This window comes from Gammaproteobacteria bacterium, assembly GCA_041395725.1.
In the GTDB taxonomy this organism is placed as follows: Bacteria; Pseudomonadota; Gammaproteobacteria; order Pseudomonadales; family Pseudohongiellaceae; genus NORP240.
On the sequence record JAWKZW010000001.1, the window covers coordinates 2551778 to 2574429 of the forward strand.

A 22652-nucleotide genomic window follows, 5' to 3' on the forward strand; every position below is an offset into this window, starting at 1 on the left:
AAGTGATTAAAGTGTATCATAGTGGACCGGCGTCAAAGAAAAGTTGTCGCTTCATTGGTTTTTCAACAGCCTGCCAGACAAAGCCACACGGTCAGCACCACTTCAGTGAGATTCCGCCTCTTGCCGACTTATCGAACATTAATTGTCCTTATGATCGCGCAGTGCTTTGGTCAGACTGCCGCACCCATTCTCGTATTACTGGGCGGGCTGGTGGGTGCACAGATCGCCCCGTCGCCAAACCTGGCGACGCTGCCCATAGCTATTCAGATAACCGGTATCGCCAGTGCAGCAATACCTGCGTCCTTCCTGATGTCATGGGTTGGCAGAAAAGCCGGCTTTCTTATCGGAACTGCTGTGGCGGTTATTGGGGCATTGCTTGCTGCCCAGGCCATCTACCTGCAGTCTTTCCTGCTCTTCGTCGTCGCCTCTTTTCTGATCGGAAACTACATTGCTTTTCTTCAACAATTTCGGTTCGCAGTGGCTGAATCGGTTCCGAGTGAACTGGTTCCGAAGAGCCTGTCCATTCTGATGCTGGCAGGGATTGTGGCAGCCTTGCTTGGGCCTGAAGTGGGTTCCCGGTTCAGCGACGTAGAAGGTTTGCCACTCTATGCTGGTTCGTTTTTGGGCCTGGCTGTGATGTTGTCGGTGTCATTTTTCATCCTGCTGCTGTTCTACAGGAACACGAGTAGCGTCTTTAACCAAAGCGATGGTTTATCGCGTCCTTTAGGAGAGATTCTTCGTCAGCCGAAGCTGATCCTCGCGGTTGCTGCTGCCGCTCTTGCTTACAGCATTATGAGCCTGGTAATGACCGCGACCCCGTTGAGCATGCATGAAGTCGATCAGCATTCACTGGGGGTGACTGCCCGGGTTATTCAGACGCATATTCTTGCCATGTATTTGCCTTCGTTCTTAAGTGGCCTGTTGATCTCGAAGTTCGGCGTGCTCAGGATAATCAAGGTAGGGCTCGTTCTTATGCTGGCATGCGTTATCGTTGGCTGGGGCCAGCCAGAGATAATCCACTACTTTGGCACGTTGATCTTTCTAGGTATCGGGTGGAATTTTCTGTTTCTCGGCGGCACAACATTATTAACACAAAGTTACAGAAATGCCGAACGGTTTAAGGTTCAGGCATTTAATGATTTTGTCGTATTTGGACTGCAGGCGGTAGGTTCGCTGAGTGCGGGGGTTCTGCTGGCGACCGGCGGATGGAATGGAGTGATGGCGTTTGCGCTGGTCGGGGTTTTGTTGCTGTTGCCGCTCGTGTTGGTTACGGGGCGAGCATTTTCGAATAAGAGTGAGCATCCGAAACCAGAAGTGGTCTGAGTGAGAGACCATGCTCTCGGCGATTATGGGAAGCTGGCCTTCAGATTGGGAGAGCGATGTTTGCAGATCCGACTTCAGCAGTTGCTCCTCTGCTACTTCTACTTCGAATATTGTGGGATTTATGAAGGTAGTACGTTGGGGATAAAAATCCTCAACGGGCTTGTCAGAGCGTCAAGACAAGATCAGCTCATCAGCCAGAGTGTTGTCTCTTAATAAGGGGAGATTCGGGTTCAATCAGAGGCTCCCTAAGTTGTCGTACCCTCTAAGGGTTGAAGAATATCTCTGCATAAGTTGAAGAAACCGGTTTACCCTCGATTGTTGCAGGAATGAATTTACTCTGCTCGACTGCGTGAACAATACTATCCCTGCAAGTCCTGCTCATAGCTTCATCTCCGATTAAGCTGGTTTCGGTAATTTCCCCGGATGCGGAAATTGTAGCTGTCAATACAGCGTGATGTTTTTTGCCTCGAAATCTACATCGCCAGGATTTTCTGTCATAACGTTGCGCCGAAGTATAATTCATCCCATAGACATCGGCGTTAATTAAATGATTGTCTACCACTTGAATCGACTGTTCTGGACCGTCTTGTTTGTATAACACAGAAAAGTTATACCAAACCCAGGCATGTACTCCATCCACTAGTGCAGGATGTATTCTAGAGACTCGCATAGCCCTTAAAATCGTTGCGCCTGCTTTTTTAGAAAGATTGGTTTGATCTTCATTTTCGTAGCAGACAGCGCTAGAAAATTTACCCCTGTTGCTAATGCTGCCAGCACACCGAACTAACATCATTTGCCCTTCGTCTAATTCTGGCAGTGAAAGGCGATCAATGAAATTTTCCGCTAAATCACCGAATTGTGCAGGTAAAAATTCGGCAGGGAATGCAAAGCTGGAAAACAACAAGCCGGTTAGCCCAGCAAATATGTTGCCAACTCTTTTCATCAGAGGTTCCTTGGAAAAACCTGACTAAAAATTTGTAGCTGGTGCGCTGTCTTGATTTTCCAGCCATTGCTTAATTCAGCTTGCTTCGACGAGCCTAAACTTTCTAAAACAAGCCTGATACTAGAGGTTCCTAAAATAATAGTTAAATCTGGTCCAATTCCTGGGAGTCAGAAAAGCCACTATTTCTGGCCTCAAAAGGTAACAGATTCAGTTATGGCTCTTCAAGATATGGGCTGTGAAAAAAACCCAGATAAAGCCCTGTGGTCAGGAACCAGCATAGTGCGACTGTCCATAGATCATGGGAAATGAAGTGGGCGCCCCTGAGCTGCTGAGAAGCCCCGAAAACAAAGCCTGCCAGCAGGACAGCAAACAGCATTGGCTTGCGCCAGCGGTCTGCGTACTCCATCGCCCAGTAATAAAGAGCGAACCAGGACCAGCCGGCACTGGCATGACCAGCCGGAAAACAGGCACCGGGCTCCTTGCCGGAAGGCAGGGCCGAAAACAGTTCTACATAGGGTTCCGAGCCCCCGTAGCGCAGCAGATCCCAGGGGCAATCAGTGTGGGTAAGACGCTTCAGAATATTGATCGAAAGCGCCGCCAGGCAAGCCGTGACCAGAATAAACAGCCAGCCTTTGCGCCAGGGTTTCAACCTGGCAAGAAAGCAACTGCTCAACCACAGACCGAGCAATAGCAGTGCCCCGATGCCGACCAGGTTCCGGCCCCCTTCGTGTATCAGGTCATTGGTGATCCAGGCAGAACGCAGGGACCAGCTGTTCCCCGAAACACTGTAGATCAGATCCGCCAGCTTGAGGTCCAGACCGCCGACTTCGATAGTGAGCAAAACCACGAGGAAAGCAGCGAGCGGCCAGTAAATATGGCTCCGCAGGAAGGCCGGGGTTATAGGGATTTGTGACATGAGGATAACTGTATACCGGTTTGATTAAGAACTTCTTAAGGGCATCCTTCAGAGTTCTTGGGGGGCTTGAGAGCCACATAAGGGTTCCTTAAGGATTATCTCTTACTCTGCAGAAAATCACTGTAGGGTAATGTCGCCTTTGAAACTTGGAAAGCCGCTCTTCAGAGTCACTATCAGCAACTTGATCTTGCTGACAGCTGCCTTTTTCACCCTGTTCTACAATCTGGCTTTCTTCCGCAATTCCTATCAGGTCTATGCCACTGAACCTGGCAGCCTCTGGTTCATGGCCTCGCTTTGTGTCTTTCTGTTCGCGGTCACTGTTCTGCTGCTTTGTGTCCTGTGTATTCGTTTCTTGACCAAGCCGGTGCTTGTCCTGGTCATTATGACCGCGGCCAGCGCCAGCTACTTTATGAATCGTTATAACATTGTCATTGATGCGACCATGTTGACCAATGTCGTCGAAACCGATGCCAGGGAAGTTGGCGACCTGATCAGCCCCTGGCTGTTTGTCCAGCTGCTTTTTCTCGGTATTCTTCCGTCACTTCTGGTACTGAATACACAAGTTGCCTGCAAAAGCTTTCCGCGCGAAGTGTGGAATCGGGTGAAACTCTCAGGGTTTGCTCTGGTGCTGATGGTCGTCAGCCTGTTGCCTTTTTCCCCTTACTACGCAAGCTTTTTTCGTGAGCACAAGATACTTCGCTACTATTCCAATCCGGTAACAGCACTGTACTCGGGTGGCCGGTTCCTCAACGCAGCCGTGGATGGGCAGGGCAGCGATAAAATAGCCAGCCTAGGTCTTGACGCACATATTCCGGTTGATGACCAGCAGCGGGAACTGATTGTGCTGGTCGTCGGTGAGGCAGTGCGATCAGACCACCTGGGCCTGAACAATTACCAGCGTCAGACTACCCCGATGCTGGCAAAGCGTGACGTAGTCAGCTTTACCGACGTTTATTCCTGTGGCACTGCCACCGCCTATTCGGTGCCCTGCATGTTTTCCCTGCAAGAACGCCGTAATTTTGACCTTGATGATGCCAAACACCAGGAGAATCTACTGGACGTGCTGAGACACGCAGGGGTTCACGTTCTCTGGCGCGACAATAATTCCGACTCGAAGGGGGTTGCGCATGCAATTACCTTTGAGGATTTCACTTCCTCCGCACGCAACCCTGCTTGTGACGTGGAATGTCGCGATATCGGCATGCTGGATGGATTGGATGAGTTTATTCAAGAGCGGCCGGAAGGTGACATCGTTATTGTCATGCACCAGATGGGAAACCACGGCCCCGCCTATTACAAGCGCTTTCCGGACGAGTTTGCTGTTTACCAACCCTATTGCCAGTCCAATCGCCTGGAAACCTGCAGCCAGGCCGAAATTGTCAACGCTTATGACAACGCCATCCTTTACACGGACCACTTCCTCGACCAGGTAATTCGACTACTTGAAAAGTACGACGACGGTTTTGAAACCGCCATGTACTACATGAGCGACCATGGCGAATCGCTGGGCGAAAGCGGGCTCTACCTGCACGGTCTGCCTTATCTTCTTGCGCCCGACAATCAAAAGCATGTCGCCTCGATACTCTGGCTGGGGAAAAACTACCAGACGAATCGCTCGGCATTGGCTGCCATGAGAGACATAAAGCTGTCCCATGATAACTATTTCCACACTGTTCTCGGCCTGATGGAAATCCAGACAGCTGTTTATGACAGTGACAAGGACATCATTCCTCGCGGCAGCCAGCTGTCCTTAAATTAGCTGTCCCTAAATTAAGAGAAGCCCTGTTGTGCACATTAACAGTAACGTTTATCTCCTTTGTACCTGGTGTTTTACCGCAGCAGTCCTTTCCAACAGCCTGCCCAAGTCGCTGTGTCAGAATCTTAGAGATTATCTGTACCGCTTTCTGCTGATATCCAGTTACGCCTTTATCTATCTGCTGCCTACCCTGTTTATTCTTTGGCTCACACAACGATGGCCTGTTCTTCAAGTGACGGTCACGGTGATGCTCAGCATGCTCACTATTGCGCTTCTTCATGCCAACGGCAGACTCTACAACCTGTACGGCTTTCATTTTAACGGATTCGTATGGAATCTTCTGACTACACCTGGGGGGCTTGCTTCTATAGGTGCGGACCAGACTAACCTGGCATTGGTGGCTCGTTACCTGGTAACGCTCATTGGAGGGGCTGCTGCCTGTCTTGCAACCTCGGTAATACTAAACGACCTGCACGCTCACTGGTCCTGGGTGCTAAGTGGCTTTGTGATATTGACGCTGGGAGAAAGAGTTATGTATAGCCTGGCCTACGCACAGGTTTATGGGCCGATCATGTCACTGGCAGACTCCATGATCTTTTTTCAGCCCATGAAGATGAATAAGTTCCTCTCGTCGGTCGGTTATAAGGTAAAGCCACGCGAAAAAGCCATCAGCATGAAGATGCAAAGCGAGGGGTTGGTTAGCTATCCCCTGACGGATATCCGCTTGAATAAAGTAGAAAAGCCCTACAATATTATTTTCCTGGTGGCTGAATCACTGCGCGAAAAAAATATCTTTAAACCCGATATAATGCCGCTCTCAACCGAATTCGTCAGCAGACACGGGGTAAATTTCACCCAGCATATTTCTGGAGGAAACTGCACGCGCCAGGCTCTATTCGCCTTGTTTTACGGCCTCTATGGTAGCTACTGGGATAGTTTTTTACGCCAGCAGAAACCGCCGGTTCTGATGGAGGTATTGGATCAGTACAATTATCAGTATTTTCTCTATACCAGTTCCCGGTTCACCTACCCGGAGCTGGATAAAACTGTGTTTCGGACAGTACCCTCTGAATTGTTGATTGAAACCAACGACGGTGAACCCTGGACACGGGATATACGAAATACTGACATGCTGTTGAATGCAATAGATAGCCGAAATAAGAACCTTCCTTTTATGGGTTTTGTGTTTTATGAGGCCACCCACGCCCGCTATTCTTTCCCGGAAGAAAAGGCGCTTAGACAGGATTACCTGCGCTCACTGGATTACATTGGTCTCAAAGCGGAGAGTCTCGAGCCAATGATAGATGGCATGTTTTCCAGGTACGTCAACTCGGCTAATTTCCTGGACTCACAGCTTGGAAGGGTATTTGACTACCTGGAAAAAAATGACAGATTGAAAGACACCATTGTCATCGCCACCGGGGACCATGGCGAGGAATTTATGGAACATGGTCGCTGGGGGCATAATTCGAGTTTTTCCAACGAACAGATCCATGTGCCAATGATTATTTGCCACCCGGATGTTAAACCCGGGACGGTTGACACACTAACCAGCCATATGGACATTCCCGGCATGCTGCTGGAAACACTGGGAGTTACAAACCCTTTAAGTGACTATAGCCTGGGTGAATCCTTGTTTAATTCTGAGACGCACAGTCATGCGGTAGTAGCTTCCTGGAGCGACCTGGGCATTGTCAGCGACAAGGGTAAGCTGGTCATTCCGTTCAAGGGAACAACGCAGCATGAACACCTCGCAAGCAGCCGTGACGACGCGCCGGGTATTCTCAGCAGTCTGACCCAATCATTAGCCCCGGAAATCACCCGGGTTATTCGCAACTCCAGGAAATTCCTTGGGTAAGGTGGAGGTGGGGACACTCACAACTTAACAACTTAACCCGCGGAGTCGGGGAAGTTAAGGTTGGAGCTTTCCACCAGGCATTGACCTTTCTTGATCCATTTGGAAACTACTTGCTGAGATATCTGCAGCTGCTCGTCGATCTCCGTGGTGGTCATCCCGAGTTCACTTGTTCCCCAGAGGCAAATCAGTGCTTTCGCTCTTGAGCAATCGTTGCTTCTCGTTTTTCTGACCAGAGCCTGCTCCTCGATATCACAGAGGGCACAGACACAGCGTATCAGTTTGTCGAGAGTCCAATCTTCCCTGGACCGTAAAGTAGCTTGATCCAGGCCCAGGCAGTCTTCCTTCAATGCCCAGACCAGGCACTGACATTGGGTTCTATCCAGGTTCTTTCCGAGTCGATCCAGAAAATCCTGCTTGTCGATAGGATCCTCGAATAGAGTCCGGCGTTCCAGGCCGCGACCAATCAGATGGTAGCAGCCGCCGCCTGGAATATGTAATCGGCCCGTCCTTGGCATATGGTCAATTTAGATGACGCCAATCAACACCGCCAGAATTCAGCGAATTAAGTTGTTAAGTTGTGAGTGTCCCCGATTTGCCTACTAGCGTATACTCAGAGTATCTGCCGCGATCATCAGGGTTGGCAGACCGTCAGGATCAGGGTAAGCACACTTTGGGCCGATGTGCGATCAGCAATTGCGTAATCACCAGGGGAGGTTGGCTACGGTGACCGGTAATCAAATGGCAGTGATTTTATTGTTACTTGCGGTGCTTTCTCCCTGGCAGTTAAGCCGGGCGGCAATAGTCGACGGGTTTCCCGACGCGGTGGTCTGCTCGGTTAGGGACCCTACCGGGTTAACGCCCTGGGAGGAACTGGTCTTTTACGTCAGCGCCCGCACCCTCAACGGCGACACGCTATACAAGACCCTGACCGCAAACACGGTGGTGATCATCGTCAGCAGTGACGGCGTCCTCAATGCTCCCAATCTGGCGCAATGCGATGGCCGTTCCGTCGTGGAACTGTTCGAATCGGGCAGGGCATTCTACCTGACGCCTGCCGGGGCCGGGGTGCGCGCGAGCGAGGCAGACCGGGATTGAACCGGTCTGCTGATTCCGGGCCACTCTCCGACAGGTAGTCGTAGCTGGCGGCACAGGTGCGAATCAAATACTAGGCAGTCTGCCAGGGAAACTGGCAAACTAGCTCTCACGGGTGCATTGATAAGTTAACAGCCCTAGCCGATAAGAAAGTGCAAGAAGTTCATTCTATATTGACACCGGCCATTCCCAAGACGCAAAAGCACGCAACCGAATCAACTGATAATTCTTGGCGGAAACTAAGTGGCACCCCAAGTTGAACAGATTGTAAACTGCAGCATGTACATCCAGAAACCGCTGCGCGTGTGACACTGATTTAAACTTTCTCATTCCGCGTTCTCTTACTCTAGTTGGTTGATGAAAAAGTTCCGCCTTATTGTTTGAATACTGATTCGAATCGTCAATCGCATCGGGCATTAACTCTCGATGTGCGACTCCATAACTGCTTAATTTATCGGTGCTAATCTTTCGTGGTGCACCCTTGGATTTCTGCAGGACTCGCCTGAGAAATCGTTTGGCAGTAGCGCCATCACGTTTCTTCTGTAGAAATAAGTTGACGACTTCACCGTCTTGATCTACGGCTCGCCAGAGGTAATGGTGCACGCCTCGGAATTTCACAAAGAGTTCATCATTGTGGAAAGTATCACCGTAACCTTGATGTCTCCGTTTCAAGCGGCGTGCGTACAAATTTCCGAGTTTATTGCACCAGAGTCGAATGGCTTCGTAGCTCACACAAATATCGCGCTTGGCGAGCAGATCCTCGATGTCCCGATGACCCAGATTAAATCGGCAATAAAGCCAAACTGCATGCTGTACAATTTCAGGTGGAAAGCGGTGTCGTTTGTACATTCTGCTAGGTTTCATGCCACAATCAGGGCAGAAACCCGGTTAATTTGTCAGTACCTGCCGGAGAGTATCTGGTTCGAAGCCAGGTACTCTCTCTGCAGCTCCCTTCGCAACAGGCCAGGTCGGCTCCTTGTACACTTGGACTGGACAAAGTTCCGGGACACGGCTAGTTTTGTCCAACCCGGGCGTTCAGGCGCCTCGTATTAAAAACAATTACCGGAGGGAGATATGACCCATCGTCGAGCTTTTCTTAGATTTCTGGCTGCCAGCCCCCTGCTTGCGGAGTACTCTGCGTTTGCGCAGGAGGTTGAGGAAACCCTTGGCGAGCGGCTCACCGATCCTTCCGAGGTAATCAATGTCTTTGAAATGGAAGCAGTTGCGCGGGAAAAGATTCCGCCGGCGCATTTCGGTTATCTGGCTACTGGTGTGGATGGTGACCTGACCCTGCGGGCCAATCGGGCGGGGTTCTCACGCTTCCAGATCAAGCCCCGCAGGCTGGTTAACGTTAGCGAGGTGGACATGTCGGTGAACGTCCTGGGCGTAGAGGCGGATTCACCGATCTTCCTGTGTCCGGTGGGCAGTCAGGGTGCTTACCATGCGGACGCGGAACTCGGCACGGCCCGGGCTGCTGCCGCCAAGGGGCACCACATGATCCTGTCCACCCAGGCGTCGACGGCCATCGAGCGGGTGGCTGAAGCGCGGGGCGCGCCAATCTGGTTCCAACTCTATCCGACCAATCGTTGGGAATACACCGTGGCCATGCTGCAGCGGGCCGAGGCTGCCGGCTGCTCCGCAGTCTGCCTGACCATCGACTTGCCCGGTGGCAGAAATACTGAAACTCAGAGCGTATTGACCAGAGAAGACACTCGCACCTGTTCCAATTGCCACACCGGGCAGGCCAAACCCATATTTGATGGATTGAACATGCGCGGCGTCGGGTTGAACGATCCGTCTCTGACCTGGGACGTCATCGGGCGCATGAAGGAAGTCACCAGCATGAAGGTGTTGATCAAAGGCATCGAGGTCGGTGCGGATGCGGCGCTGGCTGTGCAGTATGGTGCGGACGGGATCGTTGTCTCAAATCATGGTGGCAGAGCGATTGAATCCGGGCGCGGGACCATCGAGTGTCTGCCGGAAATTGTTGCTGCGGTGAACGGCCGCCTACCAATCATCATCGATGGCGGCTTCCGTCGCGGTACCGACATTTACAAAGCGCTTGCCATGGGCGCTTCAGCGGTGGGCATTGGTCGGCCTTATTGCTTCGGTCTCGGCGCTTTCGGACAGGCCGGGGTGGAGCGGGTGCTGGACCTGCTCAACCGCGAACTGCAAATCACCATGCGCGGCAGCGGAACGCCGACTGTCAGTTCTATCGGGCCAGACTATGTGCTTGATGCGGGCCAGCGGGTGCCCAGGGGAAGGCTGGGCAGGGAGTTGCTTTAGGCCGAAGCCAGGGCATAACCCTGCAACGGGCTCTGCCCAGGGTCTCACCAGAGCTGCCGGTGGAGCTGGCAGCTCTGACCCCATTTATTGGGGTGGCTAATCAAGTCCGAATACAAACAGAGTCTGGCCGCCAATAATCGCCACTCGCTGTGCGTCGCCCACAGAAAATCCCATGGGATTGGTGCGGACATGGGCGCCGGTGTTGAAGCTCCACCGGGCGCTGCCGTCCCGGGCGTCCAGGGCGAAGAAGTTGCCCTCGTTGCTGGAGCCGAACACCAGGCCGCCGCCGGTTGCCATGACGCCGGACCAGGGCGGTGTCTGCAGTTCGAATTCCCACTGCAATTGACCCGTCATGGCGTCCAGGGAGATGATGGCGCCGGAGGCGTCGTCACCGTCAAACGCCTGTTCGCCGCCACCAAGAAACGGGCTGCCGGGCTGGTATTCCGCGTCCGCCTTGAAGTACATGGCGCCCATGCGACGGTTAGACACAAAAAACTGCTCTGTCTGGGGGTTGTACGACGGTGAGAACCAGTTGGTGGCTCCCTGCAGGCTGGGCCAGACTACATTGCCTTCGCGGGTTGGTTCGGTATTGGGCAGCACGATTGGTCGGCCGGTGTCATCTATGCCTTCCGCCCAGGTCTGGTAGGAGTATTCCTCACCCAGCAGAAATTCACCGGTCTCCCGGTCCAGCAGGTAATAGAAGGCATTGCGATTGGCCAAAGCCAGCAGCTTGCGCGGCTGTCCTTCGAACTCGCCGTCGATGAGAACCGGAATCTGGTTGGCATCCCAGTCATGAGTGTCGTGGGGCGTATACTGGAAGAACCATTCCATTACGCCGGTATCCGGATTCAAGGCCAGTACCGCACAGGTGTACAGATTGTCGCCAGGTCGCAGGTCGCCGTTCCAGTCCGGGGCCGGATTGCCGGTGGTCCAGTACAGCAGATTGAGCTCCGGATCGAAAGAGCCGGTCAGCCACGTGGAGCCGCCGCCGGTCTGCCAGGCATCGCCCTGCCAGGTCTCGCTGCCGGGCTCGCCGGGTGCGGGAACCGTAAAGGTGCGCCACAGGCGTTCACCGTTCTTTGCATCATAGGCATCAACAAACCCGCGCACACCCGCCTCGGCGCCACTGACGCCAACAATGATCTTGCCGTCCAGGGCCAGGGGTGCCAGAGTCAGGGAGAAGCCCACGTCGTTGTCGGCAACAGTGGTCTGCCAGCGCACGGCACCGGTGCCGGCATCCAGGGCGAACAGCCTGGCATCCAGCGTGGCCACATAGACTGTGTCGTCAAGCAGGGCCACGCCGCGGTTAATCCGGGGGAAGCCGATATTCAGCACGGCATTGGAAAGGTCCGGTGTGAAATGCCACAGCACACGGCCGGTCCGGGCATCCAGCGCGGTGACGCTGCTGGGGGATTCGGTCAGGTACATGATGTCGCCCGCGACCAGCGGAGTGGTTTCCTGCAGTCCGGCACCGCTGATGCCGGTGGGTTGCATCTGATAGGCCCAGATCACCTTGAGCTGGTCCACGTTGGCCGGCGTGATCTGGGTAAGCGGGGAATAGCGATAGGATCGATAGCCGCCGGAGTAGGACAGCCAGTCGGCCCCATTGATCTCATCGGCCAGCAGCGCCTGATAGTCGGTATCCCCATTGACCGGGAGTGCTCCAAGGGCTAGGACGGCCAGAAAGCAGTGGGTCACAAAACTGAAGCTCTTGTACTGCACGATTACTCTCCTTTCAGGCTCATCAGGTAAGACACCAGATCATCGATCTGTTGATTGTTCAGTGCGGCGCTGTAGCCCGGCATAAAGGAATGCCCGAATGCCTTTTCATAGCTGAGTAACTCGGCTTTGTCGAAGGAATAGATGTCGCCCGCCACATCGCGCATCTGCACGGTAAATTCGTCTTCGTTGATGCGCATGCCTTCGTAGGTGCCGTACTCGGAGACGATACGTACAGTCAGGAAAGCACTCAGGGTGCCGCGAAACCGGTCCACCACCCGTGGCTGGTCGGCTTCCGGGGTGATCACCGACTGCCGCAGGTAGGCCGCGTTGCGCCGCAGGCCCACCTGCGAAAGCTCCGGGCCGATGCCGGTGCCGACGCCATCAAGTATGTGGCAGCTGCTGCAGTTACCGACGCTCTGATAGACCAGTTGTCCGGCGACAGGGTCACCCGGCATGGTTTCGGCAGGTAACCGCCCCAGGCCACGCACATAAGCGGCCACATCCTGCGCATCGCTGCCCCGCAGCTGACGCGAACCTGGCATGCCGGTGCCGGGGATGCCACCCACGATCACCGATACCAGCGTCTCATCATCCGGCGCGTGGGTAAGCTGTGCGCGCTTCAGGCTTGGTCCCTCGCCGCCTTCACCGAGAATGCCATGGCAGCGGGAGCAGAGGGTCTGAAACAGCTGCTGACCATTCTCCAGGTCCTGGGCAGAGGCTGGCATGCCTGTACTAGCAGCCAGGAGCGTCAGAGGGACAAGAAGTAAAATTCGTCTGACCGGTAAGAATTTCGCCATGGATAACATTTTATTTCTCCGCGATCGTTTGCAGTCCGAGGGCAATCGAAATTGTCCCTTATTCTTATGCAAAAAATTCTGCTTGTCAGTTAATTTCCTTTGTTGTGTCGGTGTGGAAGTGCCAGGCGCGATTTCCAGCAGCAGGAGGGCAACCTCGATCTCCGGGTATCAGGCACCAGCCAGGGACTGCCTTTCCCCCATCGGGCGACTCAGCAGTATTCCCGCCAGCGCCATCACGCTGCCGCTGATAAAAAGTGTTGCGTCCCCAAGGTCGACACCGAAGACCACGATGCCCGGTAGCGCGATCAGCCCACCACCCAGTGCGGTGAGTGTCCGGCCCGCAGTGCCCGGTAATCCGGCCCGATCCAGAAAACCCACGCCAAGCAGGTAGCTCTGCAGGGCGCCTGCAATCAGCACGATGCCAAGCACCACGGTGGCCGTGGAAAGCAGTATCTCCCACCAGCTGCCCGACAGGATCAGTGCCGGGTCCAGCACAAAGAAGAACGGGATAAAGTAGATCACGCTGCCCAGACGCATGGCCTTGAACCCGGTGGCCAGGGCCGATGCCCCGGCGATGCTGGCTGCTGCGAAAGCCCCCAGGGCGACCGGCGGGGTGATGAAAGACAGCATCCCCCAGTACAGAATAAACAGGTGCACGCTCATGGGATCGAGCCCACCCTGGATCAGGGCGGGTGCCAGCACAATCGCCAGAAACACATAAGCGGCTGTTACCGTCATGCCGATGCCCAGCAGAAAGCTGGTAAAGGCACCCATTAACAGCAGCAACAGGGTGGAGTCGCCAGCCAGATACAACAGGTCGTTCACCAGGGTGCCTGACAGCCCTGTAATGGAAAGCGCGCCGACGATCAGACCGACGCCTGCCATAATGGTCAGCAGTTCCATCAGTAATTTTCCTGTTGCTACCAGAAATGCCCCGGTATTCTGCAGGTTCCAGCGATGACTCGGAGAAAGCTGATTCAATACCAGCAGCAGGCCGGTGGCGATAAAAGGCGCCACCGCTTCCCGCTGCAGATAGACCAGCAGGAATACCAGCACGCCGAAGGCGGCGATATAGAACCAGCCCTGTTTCATGGTTTCGGCCACGCTGGGCAGTTGATCACGGGGCGTGCCGACCAGGCCCATTCTCGCCGCATAGGCATCAACCTGAACGAAAAGTCCGAAAAAATACAGCGCTGCGGGCAGGGTTGCGGCCAGAGCGACCGTTGTATAAGGGACGTTCAGAAAGGTGGCCATCACGAAGGCGGTTGAGCCCATGATGGGTGGCAACAGGACACCACCGGTAGAGGCGCAGGCCTCGATGCCGGCGGCATACTCTTTTTCCATGCCGTCTTTCTGCATGGCCGGAATGGTCATCTGGCCCGTGGTCAACACATTGGTGATAACGCTGCCGCTCATGGAACCCATCAGGCCGCTGGACACTATGGCTACTTTGGCAGAACCACCCCGGACATGGCCAAACAGGGCAAACGCCAGATTGATGAAGAAACGGCCGCCACCGGTATGCTGCAGGGCGATACCAAAGATAAGGAAGCCGATGACCAGTTCTGCGAAGGCACGAAAGGGCAGCCCGAGGATGCTTTCGATACTCATGACATGGTAAGCAGCGGTCTCGGCCCCGGTGGACGCCATGCCTGAAATCGGCCCTGGCAGTTTGTCGGCGACGATCGGATAAAGAGAAAAAGTCAGCACCAGGAAAAACAGTACCCAGCCTCCGCTGCGTCGGACTGCTTCCATAATCAGCAACCAGAGCAGGTAACTTATCCACACCGCATAGGTTGGCGCGGTGAACTCCCAGCCGTAATCCAGCATGGTCTCTGCGTTGGTAAAAAAGAACCCGCAGGCCGCTAACGCCGCCAGCGCGAGTACAATGTCGTACCAGTAGCGTCGGGCTCTGGGGAACGGTGGGTAGATGAGGAAGCAGAGCGGTAGCAGCAGCCCCAGCAGGGCGTAGTAGTAGTGGTTCTGTACCGTAATGACAAAATCCAGCAGAGGGCTGTCGGAGAACAGCCGCAGGGCGTCCATGGCCAGAAAGGCACTGCCCACCGCGGCAGCGCCGGTGAGCCACCGTAGCGGTGCTGGCAGATCAATTGGCGTTCTGGACACTAGCGCCAGACCGGATCGAACCCGGCTTCCTCGAGTCGCTGGGCACGTATACCATGCCAGGCTTCGACAAAGGCATCCTGGTCGCGAATGCGCTGAGCAGTAACCTCCGCCCAGGCTGCGGCAAGCACTTGCTGGCGACGGATGAGGGCCTGGTTATGGGCTTGCAGTGCGTCGGTCCAGATGCCGATTTCCTGCCAATACGCGACAGCACCCTCATGATAGGGAACCACCCAGTCGAATACCTGGCGTTCCAGCGCCCAGCCTATGGCCCCTGGGTCGGCGTCCTTGAAGTCGTCGTAATTCTCATTGATTACCCGGGTAAGGGAGTAGACAAAGTCGCTATCCTGGGTATCAAGGGTGGTGAGTAACGGGTAGGGGTAGGTGCCGGCCTCGTGGGAATTGGTGTCCGAGATGCCGGCGCCCCGGGTGGCGATATGCTTGGTGAAATAGGGCGCCACGGCCAGCATCCGCTGCCAGCAGCCCTCGTCATCGTGAGGTGCCGGCAGCCACAGAATGCCCCGCGGTGAGGCCTCGAGGCGGAAAGGGGGTCCCGACACGGTAGTTCCAAAGGCAACATCCACGTCGCCATTGATCACGCCATTCCATTTGGCGTCGTAACCGGGGAAATCCACCCGGATGACATCGTCCCAGGTCAAACCCCCGCAGGCCAGGTATGCCTCCATCGAGATGTTCAGTGCCGGTGCAGCCCGCACAAAGGGAACGCGGCGCCCCCGCAACTCGGCAAAACTGGTGATCCCGGTTTCTGCCGCCACGGCCACCGCCTGGTTGCTCAGGCCATTGGAAGTCATCAGCAGGCGCAGGGGCTGCGGGCCCCACTCGGGGTTGGCAAACTGAAACATGCCTTCCTGGGCAAGATAGGTGGCTACACCGTTGGCGGTGAAATCAACGCGACCTGATTTCAGGGGCAGCAGACGTGAGACATCGTTCTGACCTGGAATGACCCGCAAGGTGACGTTGTATTTTTCCCGCAGCATGGCACCGATGGCGACTGCCTGGTTATAACCGGTGGTGCCGAGGTTATAGGCTGACCAGGCCATCTGCCTTGGTAACTGAGGCTCGGCGGGCTGCCCCAGTGCGAAACCGGTCCATGACAGGGCGGCGCACAGGCAAATGGGAAGGTGCATCGGAAGACGAATGGCTGAAAGACGTGTAAAAAGGCCGACAGGAAGCCCGCTACAATGCCCGATGGACTGGAACAGCTTGCGCCCGCTCGTGGGCAGCGCTTTCAGGTGCTTTGGTGACACACTCTATCTCCCGGTTATTATTCTCAGCAACCTCTGATTAAGCCGAGATTTCTTTTCGTTATGGCCCCAAAGACTAGCAGGGGAGGGAACCGAGGGGAAGGGCAATGCGCTGGACGGCGATGTGAGGCCATGCTGACCAGTCGGCCAGCCAGTCAGTCAGTCAGCAGGAATTGGCGCCAGCAGCCGGCTGGTGACTGCACGGGTAAAGCCGTCGAAGGCGCTCTGAAGACTCTTCAGGCTCTTCAGACACTCCAGGCTCGGAAGGCTCAGAAGGCTCAGAATTGTCAGTTGCCGGCCGGCGGTTCCCCAGGGCTGAGCAGCTCCGGTTCAAATTCGCCTGCGTCCAGACGGGTAAAGTAACGGCGCGCGACTTCCATCACCCTGGGCGCCAGCAGCAGCGTCGATAACATGGTGGGAATCGCCATGGTGGCGTACACACCGTCAAGCAGGCTGATCACCGCATCCAGGGACGCCACGGCGCCGGCGGTAACAAGTGCCATGTATCCCCATAAATAGTATTTTTCCGAGCGAGTGCCGAACAGGAAGCCCATGCATTTACTGCCGTAGTAGGAATAAGTCAGCACCGTGGTGGTACTGAGAACCAGGACCATCGTCAGTACCAGGTAAGCGCCCACACCGGGGAACACCTGTTCGTAGGCCTGGGAGGTAAGCGTGACACCGGTGGCATCTCCCTGCCAGACACCGGTGACCAGCAGCGCGAGCGCCGTACAGGTGCACACGATCAGGGTGTCGATGATCGGGCCCAGCATGGCCACCAGCCCCTCGCGAGTGGGCTCATTGGTCCGGGCAGCACCGTGTGCCAGGGATTCGGTGCCGATGCCGGCCTCGTTGGAAAAAGCGCCGCGTTGCACGCCGATCAGAATAACGGCACCGATCACCCCGCCGGATACCGCTTCCCCACTGAAGGCGTCGGTAAAAATAAGGGCAAACATGGCAGGTATCTCAGAAAAATTGCTGAGCAGGAGGAAGCCGGTGATGGCGAAATAGAAAATCACCATGGCAGGTACCAGCTTGCCGGCCACAGCTGAAACCCGCTTCACCTTACCAACCGCGACGAGAAAAAGGGTGATTGACAGGGTTACGCCAACGGCCAGGTCGAAGCGGAAATGGTTGTCAGCGCTGACCATCCCGGCCGGGATGGCCACCACATCACGGAGCAGCTGCACCAGCTGGTTGATCTGAAATACCGGCAGGGTGCCGAGCATGCCCGCGAGCGCGAACATCCAGGCCAGCGGCAGCCATTTCTGTCCCAGCCCTTCCCGGATCACGTACATGGGGCCGCCCTGCAGCTTGCCGCTGTCATCCTGGCCACGATAGAGAATGGCCAGCGAGGCAGTGTAGAACTTGGTGGTGATTCCCACCAGCGCCGTTACCCACATCCAGAACACGGCACCGGGTCCGCCCAGGGTAATGGCCAGTGCAACGCCGGTAATGTTGCCGAGCCCGATAGTGCCGGCCAGTGCTGTCGCCAGGGCCCCGAAGTGGCTGACCTCTCCTGCTGTGGATGCGTCATCGGTGTGGTATTTACCCCGCAGCAGATCGATGCCATGGCCCAGGTAACGGAAGTGCAGCAGCCTGGAGTGGCACATGAAAAAGACACCGCCACCGACCAGCAGGACGATAAGCGGTGTGCCCCACATGAATGCGGAAAAGGCGCCGAACAGGGTTTCCAGTTGTTCCATGTGGCTTATGACATCCTTGCTTGCTGTTCAGGGCCGCGGGAAATTATTTTTCTGCCGCCAGTTCCACTACCAGGTCCCAGTTAAAACGGACGAAGCGATTCAGTTCACTGATGAGGATACGCTCCTGGTCGCTGTGGGCGCCAAAACCCAGCGGCCCGTCTTCACGATCGATGGCCGGTCCTATGCCGTAACACTGAATGCCGGCATTGCGCAGATACGCCATATCCGTCGCGCCAGTGCTCATGGTAGGTAACGTGATGACCCCGTAGTGCTGGGTAACAGCGGCCTCGATGGCAGAGAAAGCCGGCGTATTCAGCCGCGCCTGACCGGGCGGGCGGGTATTGCGTTCGCCGAGACTGACTTCCACGGACGGGTCATTGATGACCCGGCGAATCTGGTCCAGAAACTCCGGAATGTTTTCATCCGGCAGGGCACGAAAATCCACCTGGGCCCGGGCCTCCGAGGGAATGACGTTGATGCGGTAGCCGGCATCGAAAATGTTGGGTGACAGCGACGAGCGCAGCATGGAGGCGTGGCGCGGCTCGTTGGCCAGAAAATACTCATCCGCCTGCCGCGCCAGTCCCGGGTCCAGTACCGCCAGGTAGCGTTCCGCGTCCGCAGCGGGGGAAATGGAGGCCAGGCGCTCAAAATAGGCTGCCGTGGTTTCGTTGAGGCGCACCGGTGAACGCCAGTCCGCGACTGCCGCCACGGCTTTTGCCAGGCGGGTGACCGAGTTGGTCTGCAGCGGGACCGAACCGTGGCCTGCCACGCCGGTGGCAACAAGCTCCACGGCGTAGGGGATTTTTTCCACGGTCTGCACCGAGGCATACTGTACTTCACGATTCACCCGGGTAACACCGCCGCCTTCCGCCAGACAGAACTCCGCATCGATCTTGTCAAAATGGTTATTGACCATAAATTCAATACCGTACTGGGTCGCGCCTTCCTCACCTGACTCTGCCAGAAATATCACGTCACGTGCCAGGGGTATTTCCAGGCGCTTGAGATAAAGCATCACCATCAGCGCGGCGGTCAGGTTGTCCTTGTCATCCACGGCACCACGGCCATAGACATAACCCTCGTCCACGGTGGCGCTGAAGGGAGGGAATGTCCATTTTTCCGGGTCCACGTTAACTACATCGGTATGGGCCATGATCAGCAGCGGCTCTTCGGTGCCGGAGCCTTCCAGGCGGGCCACCACGTTGGGGCGCTCAGGGTCCACCGCCAGCATCTCAACGGGAATGCCTTCCGCTTCCAGTACATCACGCAGATATTCCGCCGCCGGCAATTCACGCCCGGGTGGATCGCTGGTGTCGAACTGCAGCAAGGTGCGAAAATGCGTCAGGGTCTCTTCTTCCACTGTTTCCCATTCAGGTTGCGGAAGCTGGGCAAACAGCAGGCTGGGCAGCGCCCAGGTGAAACTGGCGACAAGAGCGGGGAATAATCTGCGCATTAACAAGTTCCTCAGTTGCATGGTGGGGCATCCAGCGGCGCCCGATGAGTGATATCCCGATCAGCTAGCTTAGCGCCGCGGGTAATTAATTTCGGCGTAATTCTGCCGGTGTCCCGAAAGAATCCTGAAAAGTTATCCCGAAAACAGACGCTTGTCCATTTTCATGCCGGTGCCGGCCTGCGGCTGCCTGTGGTGGTGCGCTGACGGGAGCAAGGCCCCGATCTGGTGCGTCCGTGCATGCGCTTTCGGTGCCTTCGCCAGCTGCGGCACCAGACAATTGGACTTTGGCGGGTGTTCGGGATAATTTGTTGCCCTGGTATGTTCTGGCCAGGTGTTGAATTGCCAGGATTCTGATTTTACCGCTTGCTGAAGCTGACTATGTCTGAACCGAGCTGGGCCTCAGTCCTGCCCCCACTGCTGGCCATTGCCCTTGCCATCATTACCCGCCAGGTGATTCTGTCACTGGGCATCGGCATCTGGCTGGGCTTTTGTATCCTGAACAGCGTCAATCCGCTGACCGGCCTGGCGCAGGCCATCGATGGGGTTATCAACGTTTTCAGCGATGCCGGGGATACCCGGGTGCTGGTATTTACCCTGATCATTGGCGGGCTGATAGGCACCATAGAGAAATCCGGCGGTGTGCGCGGTTTTATTCATCTGTTGGAACATCGCGCCTGGGTTAATTCTCCCCGGCGTGCGCAGTGGCTGGCCTATGTGACGGGGCTGGTGATCTTCATCGAGTCCAACATTACCCTGCTGGTGGCCGGCGCCATCTCGCGGCCGCTTTTCGATCGCTATCAGCTGTCCCGGGAAAAGCTCGCCTACGTGATCGATTCCACGTCGGCCCCTGTCTGTATCATGCTGCCCTTCAATGCCTGGGGTGCGGTGGTGCTCACGCTGCTGACCTCGGCGATGGTGGAGAACCCTGTCGATGTCTTTATCGCGTCCATCCCGCTGAACTTTTATGCCATTGCCGCGATTCTGCTGGTGGCTGTCGTCATCGCGCGGGGTATCGATATCGGTCCTATGAAGAAGGCCGCGGAGCGAACCCGCAATGGCATGCTGCTTTGGCCTGGCACCACGCCCATGGTAGATCCGGCCTTGCTGCAGGAAACCGAGCAGTCCGGACCGGCTGATAAAGCCCGCTACATGATCGTACCGATTGCCGTAATGGTTATTTCCATGCCGGTCTCACTGCTTGTTACCGGTGATGGCGATCTGAGCGCTGGATCGGGTTCCACTTCGGTGCTCTGGGCCGTGCTGCTGGCATTGGCCAGCGCCTGGGTATTGACGCTGTCAGCCCGGCGCCTCTCGGTCGAGGAATTAATGACAATATTTCTGCGCGGGGCCGGGGGCCTTCTGCCAGTGTCCATGATTCTGCTTTTCGCGCTGGCACTGGGGGACGTGGCGAATCTACTGGGTACCGGGCTTTACGTAGCCGGCGTGGCAGAAGCCGCCATTCCGGTCAGCCTGCTGCCGGTCATCCTGTTCCTGACTTCCTGCGTGATCTCCTTTTCCATCGGGTCCAGCTGGGGCGCCTTTGCCATCATGATTCCGCTGGCCATGCAGATCGGCATATCACTGGAGGTTTCTCTGCCGCTGTTCCTGGCCGCGGTGCTGTCGGGTTCGGTTTTTGGTGACCATGCCTCGCCCATCAGCGATACCACAGTCGTCTCGTCGATGGCGGCCGCCACCGACCATGTGGACCATGTTCGCACCCAGTTGCCCTACGCCCTGATCGCGGCAGCAATTGCGTCAGTGGGATTTCTGGTGGCCGGTATCCTCTCCGGCTGAAGCTGAGAAAGCGGCGGGCGACGGTCACTTGCCAGCCCCTGTGTCTGAAGGCTCCTCCGGGCGGGGCCTGCCGGGTGCCACTGCTTCATAGCCGAACCTGGCAAGGGAGTGATCATTCCCTGGGCACGACGCCTCGCAGCAGCTCCCGACAGTCTGCCGCAGCGCATCGCGGTAGTTAATCAGTTGCAAGAGGTTCTCTGATTAATCGAAGGTTCTTTCAACTTTACGATCAGGCTGTCATCAAATGGGACTCGAAAAATTCCGTTACCCAACCCTCACCGCCGTGGTTATCGCTAACATGGTCGGCACGGGCGTATTCACCAGCCTGGGATTTCAGTTGCTGGATATCCGTTCCGGCTTTGTCATCCTCATGTTATGGGCGGTAGGTGGCCTGGCGGCGCTGTGCGGGGCCCTCTGTTACGCTGAGCTGGGCGCCGCACTGCCGCGATCGGGCGGTGAATACAACTTCCTCAGCCGCATTTTCCATCCCGGTGCCGGCTTCGTGTCGGGCTGGATATCCTGTACCGTGGGATTTGCCGGTCCCATGGCGCTGGCCGCCATGACCTTCGCGGCCTATGCGGGCACTATCACCGACGGTGGTCTCAGTGATTGGGGAGAAAGGTTTCTGGCAGCGGGCCTGGTGATAGTGCTGACTGTTGTTCATGGCACCAGTCATCGCACCAGCGGTGGTGCCCAGATGCTCTTCACGGTGTTGAAAGTCTCTATTATTGTGCTGTTCATCGTAGGCACGGTATTCGTAGCTGATTCACCTGAAGCGGTTAACTTCCTGCCCCAGGCCGGTGACGGTGACATGCTGCTGAGTGGTACCTTTGCTGTATCTCTCATCTACGTGAGCTTTGCCTACAGCGGCTGGAACGCCGCCACTTATCTCAGCGGTGAACTGCAGGACCCGCAACGCACCCTGCCGTGGATTCTGATCGTCGGCACTACCGTGGTCACCGTTCTCTATCTTGGTCTGAATTTTTCGTTTCTGTATGCGGCGCCGATGGACAGCCTGGCAGGCCAGGTGGAGGTGGGTGCCATCGCCGCACAGTCTGCCTTTGGGGAGATTGCCGGTCGCTTTACCGGCATCACCCTGGCTCTATTGCTGGTTTCCACGGTCAGTGCCATGACTATTGCCGGACCCCGGGTTATCCAGGTGATAGGTGAAGACTTTCCAGCTGTCCGTGTTCTGGGCAGGACCAACAGTCATGGCATTCCGGCGCGAGCCATTTCCACCCAGGCCGCCATCGCGCTGGTATTCATTTTTTCTTCGACCTTCGAATCAATTCTGGTCTTTTCCGGTTTCACTCTGGCGTTGAATACGTTTGTAACGGTGCTGGGGGTTTTTGTGCTTCGTTACCGTGAGCCTGAATTGGAACGACCATTCCGCACGGCGCTGTATCCCCTGCCGCCTCTGATCTACCTGGCATTGATCGGCTGGACCCTGGTGTTTACCCTGATCAATCGGCCGGTGGAAGGCTGGTTCAGTCTGGGAATTATCGGCAGCGGTCTGCTGTTTTATTTTCTCAATACCGCCCTGCGTCGAGCGCCGTAGTAGACAGTGGCGAAGGAATCTGTCGGCGTGATAGATCAATCTCGCGGCGTACGAATGGAATT

17 protein-coding genes are annotated in these 22652 nt (G+C 55.9%); 7 read left to right on the forward strand and 10 right to left on the reverse strand.

Going from position 1 to position 22652, the window contains the following annotated elements:
- The first annotated feature begins 21 nt into the window (after positions 1 to 21).
- Positions 22 to 1323: an MFS transporter gene (locus R3F50_11135; protein MEZ5490861.1), complete on the forward strand. Its 1302-nt coding sequence runs from the start codon at positions 22 to 24 to the stop codon at positions 1321 to 1323.
- A gap of 262 nt (positions 1324 to 1585) precedes the next feature.
- Here the strand turns inward: R3F50_11135 and R3F50_11140 are convergent, their stop codons facing one another.
- A complete protein-coding gene (locus tag R3F50_11140; GenBank protein ID MEZ5490862.1) occupies positions 1586 to 2266 on the reverse strand; it encodes a hypothetical protein in 681 nt (226 codons plus the stop codon).
- Between the two features lie 211 nt (positions 2267 to 2477).
- The gene (locus R3F50_11145; GenBank protein MEZ5490863.1) at positions 2478 to 3182 is read right to left on the reverse strand and encodes a phosphatase PAP2 family protein; all 705 of its coding nucleotides are present in this window, start codon (positions 3180 to 3182) and stop codon (positions 2478 to 2480) included.
- 130 nt (positions 3183 to 3312) lie between these two features.
- Here R3F50_11145 and R3F50_11150 point away from each other — a divergent pair, with 130 nt between their 5' ends.
- Positions 3313 to 4941 (forward strand): phosphoethanolamine--lipid A transferase, encoded by a 1629-nt coding sequence (locus tag R3F50_11150; protein ID MEZ5490864.1) that lies wholly within the window; start codon positions 3313 to 3315, stop codon positions 4939 to 4941.
- Between the two features lie 28 nt (positions 4942 to 4969).
- Positions 4970 to 6796, forward strand: coding sequence for a sulfatase-like hydrolase/transferase (locus R3F50_11155; GenBank protein MEZ5490865.1), 1827 nt, complete (start codon positions 4970 to 4972; stop codon positions 6794 to 6796).
- 32 nt (positions 6797 to 6828) lie between these two features.
- Here the strand turns inward: R3F50_11155 and R3F50_11160 are convergent, their stop codons facing one another.
- The gene (locus R3F50_11160) at positions 6829 to 7311 is read right to left on the reverse strand and encodes a hypothetical protein (protein MEZ5490866.1); all 483 of its coding nucleotides are present in this window, start codon (positions 7309 to 7311) and stop codon (positions 6829 to 6831) included.
- A gap of 223 nt (positions 7312 to 7534) precedes the next feature.
- On the opposite strand from R3F50_11160, the gene R3F50_11165 reads away from it, so the two are divergent.
- Positions 7535 to 7891 carry a hypothetical protein gene (locus R3F50_11165; GenBank protein ID MEZ5490867.1) on the forward strand — a complete coding sequence of 119 codons (357 nt, stop codon included), beginning with the start codon at positions 7535 to 7537 and terminating at the stop codon, positions 7889 to 7891.
- A 165-nt stretch (positions 7892 to 8056) separates the two neighbouring features.
- Here R3F50_11165 and R3F50_11170 read toward each other — a convergent pair whose 3' ends face one another.
- Positions 8057 to 8737 carry an IS6 family transposase gene (locus R3F50_11170; GenBank protein MEZ5490868.1) on the reverse strand — a complete coding sequence of 227 codons (681 nt, stop codon included), beginning with the start codon at positions 8735 to 8737 and terminating at the stop codon, positions 8057 to 8059.
- A 225-nt stretch (positions 8738 to 8962) separates the two neighbouring features.
- Here R3F50_11170 and R3F50_11175 point away from each other — a divergent pair, with 225 nt between their 5' ends.
- Positions 8963 to 10174 carry an alpha-hydroxy acid oxidase gene (locus R3F50_11175; protein ID MEZ5490869.1) on the forward strand — a complete coding sequence of 404 codons (1212 nt, stop codon included), beginning with the start codon at positions 8963 to 8965 and terminating at the stop codon, positions 10172 to 10174.
- A gap of 96 nt (positions 10175 to 10270) precedes the next feature.
- Here the strand turns inward: R3F50_11175 and R3F50_11180 are convergent, their stop codons facing one another.
- The 6 genes from R3F50_11180 to R3F50_11205 all read right to left on the reverse strand — a co-directional run bounded on the left by R3F50_11180 (position 10271) and on the right by R3F50_11205 (position 19238).
- On the reverse strand, positions 10271 to 11896 hold the full coding sequence (locus tag R3F50_11180) for a PQQ-dependent dehydrogenase, methanol/ethanol family (protein MEZ5490870.1): 1626 nt from the start codon (positions 11894 to 11896) through the stop codon (positions 10271 to 10273).
- Positions 11897 to 11898: 2 nt separating this feature from the next.
- Entirely contained in the window at positions 11899 to 12702 is an 804-nt protein-coding gene (locus tag R3F50_11185; GenBank protein MEZ5490871.1) for a c-type cytochrome, read from the reverse strand.
- A gap of 159 nt (positions 12703 to 12861) precedes the next feature.
- Positions 12862 to 14817 (reverse strand): TRAP transporter fused permease subunit, encoded by a 1956-nt coding sequence (locus R3F50_11190; GenBank protein MEZ5490872.1) that lies wholly within the window; start codon positions 14815 to 14817, stop codon positions 12862 to 12864.
- A complete protein-coding gene (locus tag R3F50_11195; GenBank protein ID MEZ5490873.1) occupies positions 14817 to 16082 on the reverse strand; it encodes a TAXI family TRAP transporter solute-binding subunit in 1266 nt (421 codons plus the stop codon). Before R3F50_11195 ends, R3F50_11190 begins: the two co-directional genes overlap by 1 nt.
- A gap of 284 nt (positions 16083 to 16366) precedes the next feature.
- Positions 16367 to 17785, reverse strand: a complete 1419-nt coding sequence (locus R3F50_11200; GenBank protein MEZ5490874.1) for an amino acid carrier protein — start codon at positions 17783 to 17785, stop codon at positions 16367 to 16369.
- A 43-nt stretch (positions 17786 to 17828) separates the two neighbouring features.
- Positions 17829 to 19238, reverse strand: coding sequence for a M20/M25/M40 family metallo-hydrolase (locus tag R3F50_11205; protein ID MEZ5490875.1), 1410 nt, complete (start codon positions 19236 to 19238; stop codon positions 17829 to 17831).
- Between the two features lie 378 nt (positions 19239 to 19616).
- Here R3F50_11205 and R3F50_11210 point away from each other — a divergent pair, with 378 nt between their 5' ends.
- Positions 19617 to 21032 (forward strand): Na+/H+ antiporter NhaC family protein, encoded by a 1416-nt coding sequence (locus tag R3F50_11210; protein ID MEZ5490876.1) that lies wholly within the window; start codon positions 19617 to 19619, stop codon positions 21030 to 21032.
- A gap of 244 nt (positions 21033 to 21276) precedes the next feature.
- Positions 21277 to 22590 (forward strand): amino acid permease, encoded by a 1314-nt coding sequence (locus R3F50_11215; GenBank protein MEZ5490877.1) that lies wholly within the window; start codon positions 21277 to 21279, stop codon positions 22588 to 22590.
- The last annotated feature ends 62 nt before the right edge of the window (positions 22591 to 22652 follow it).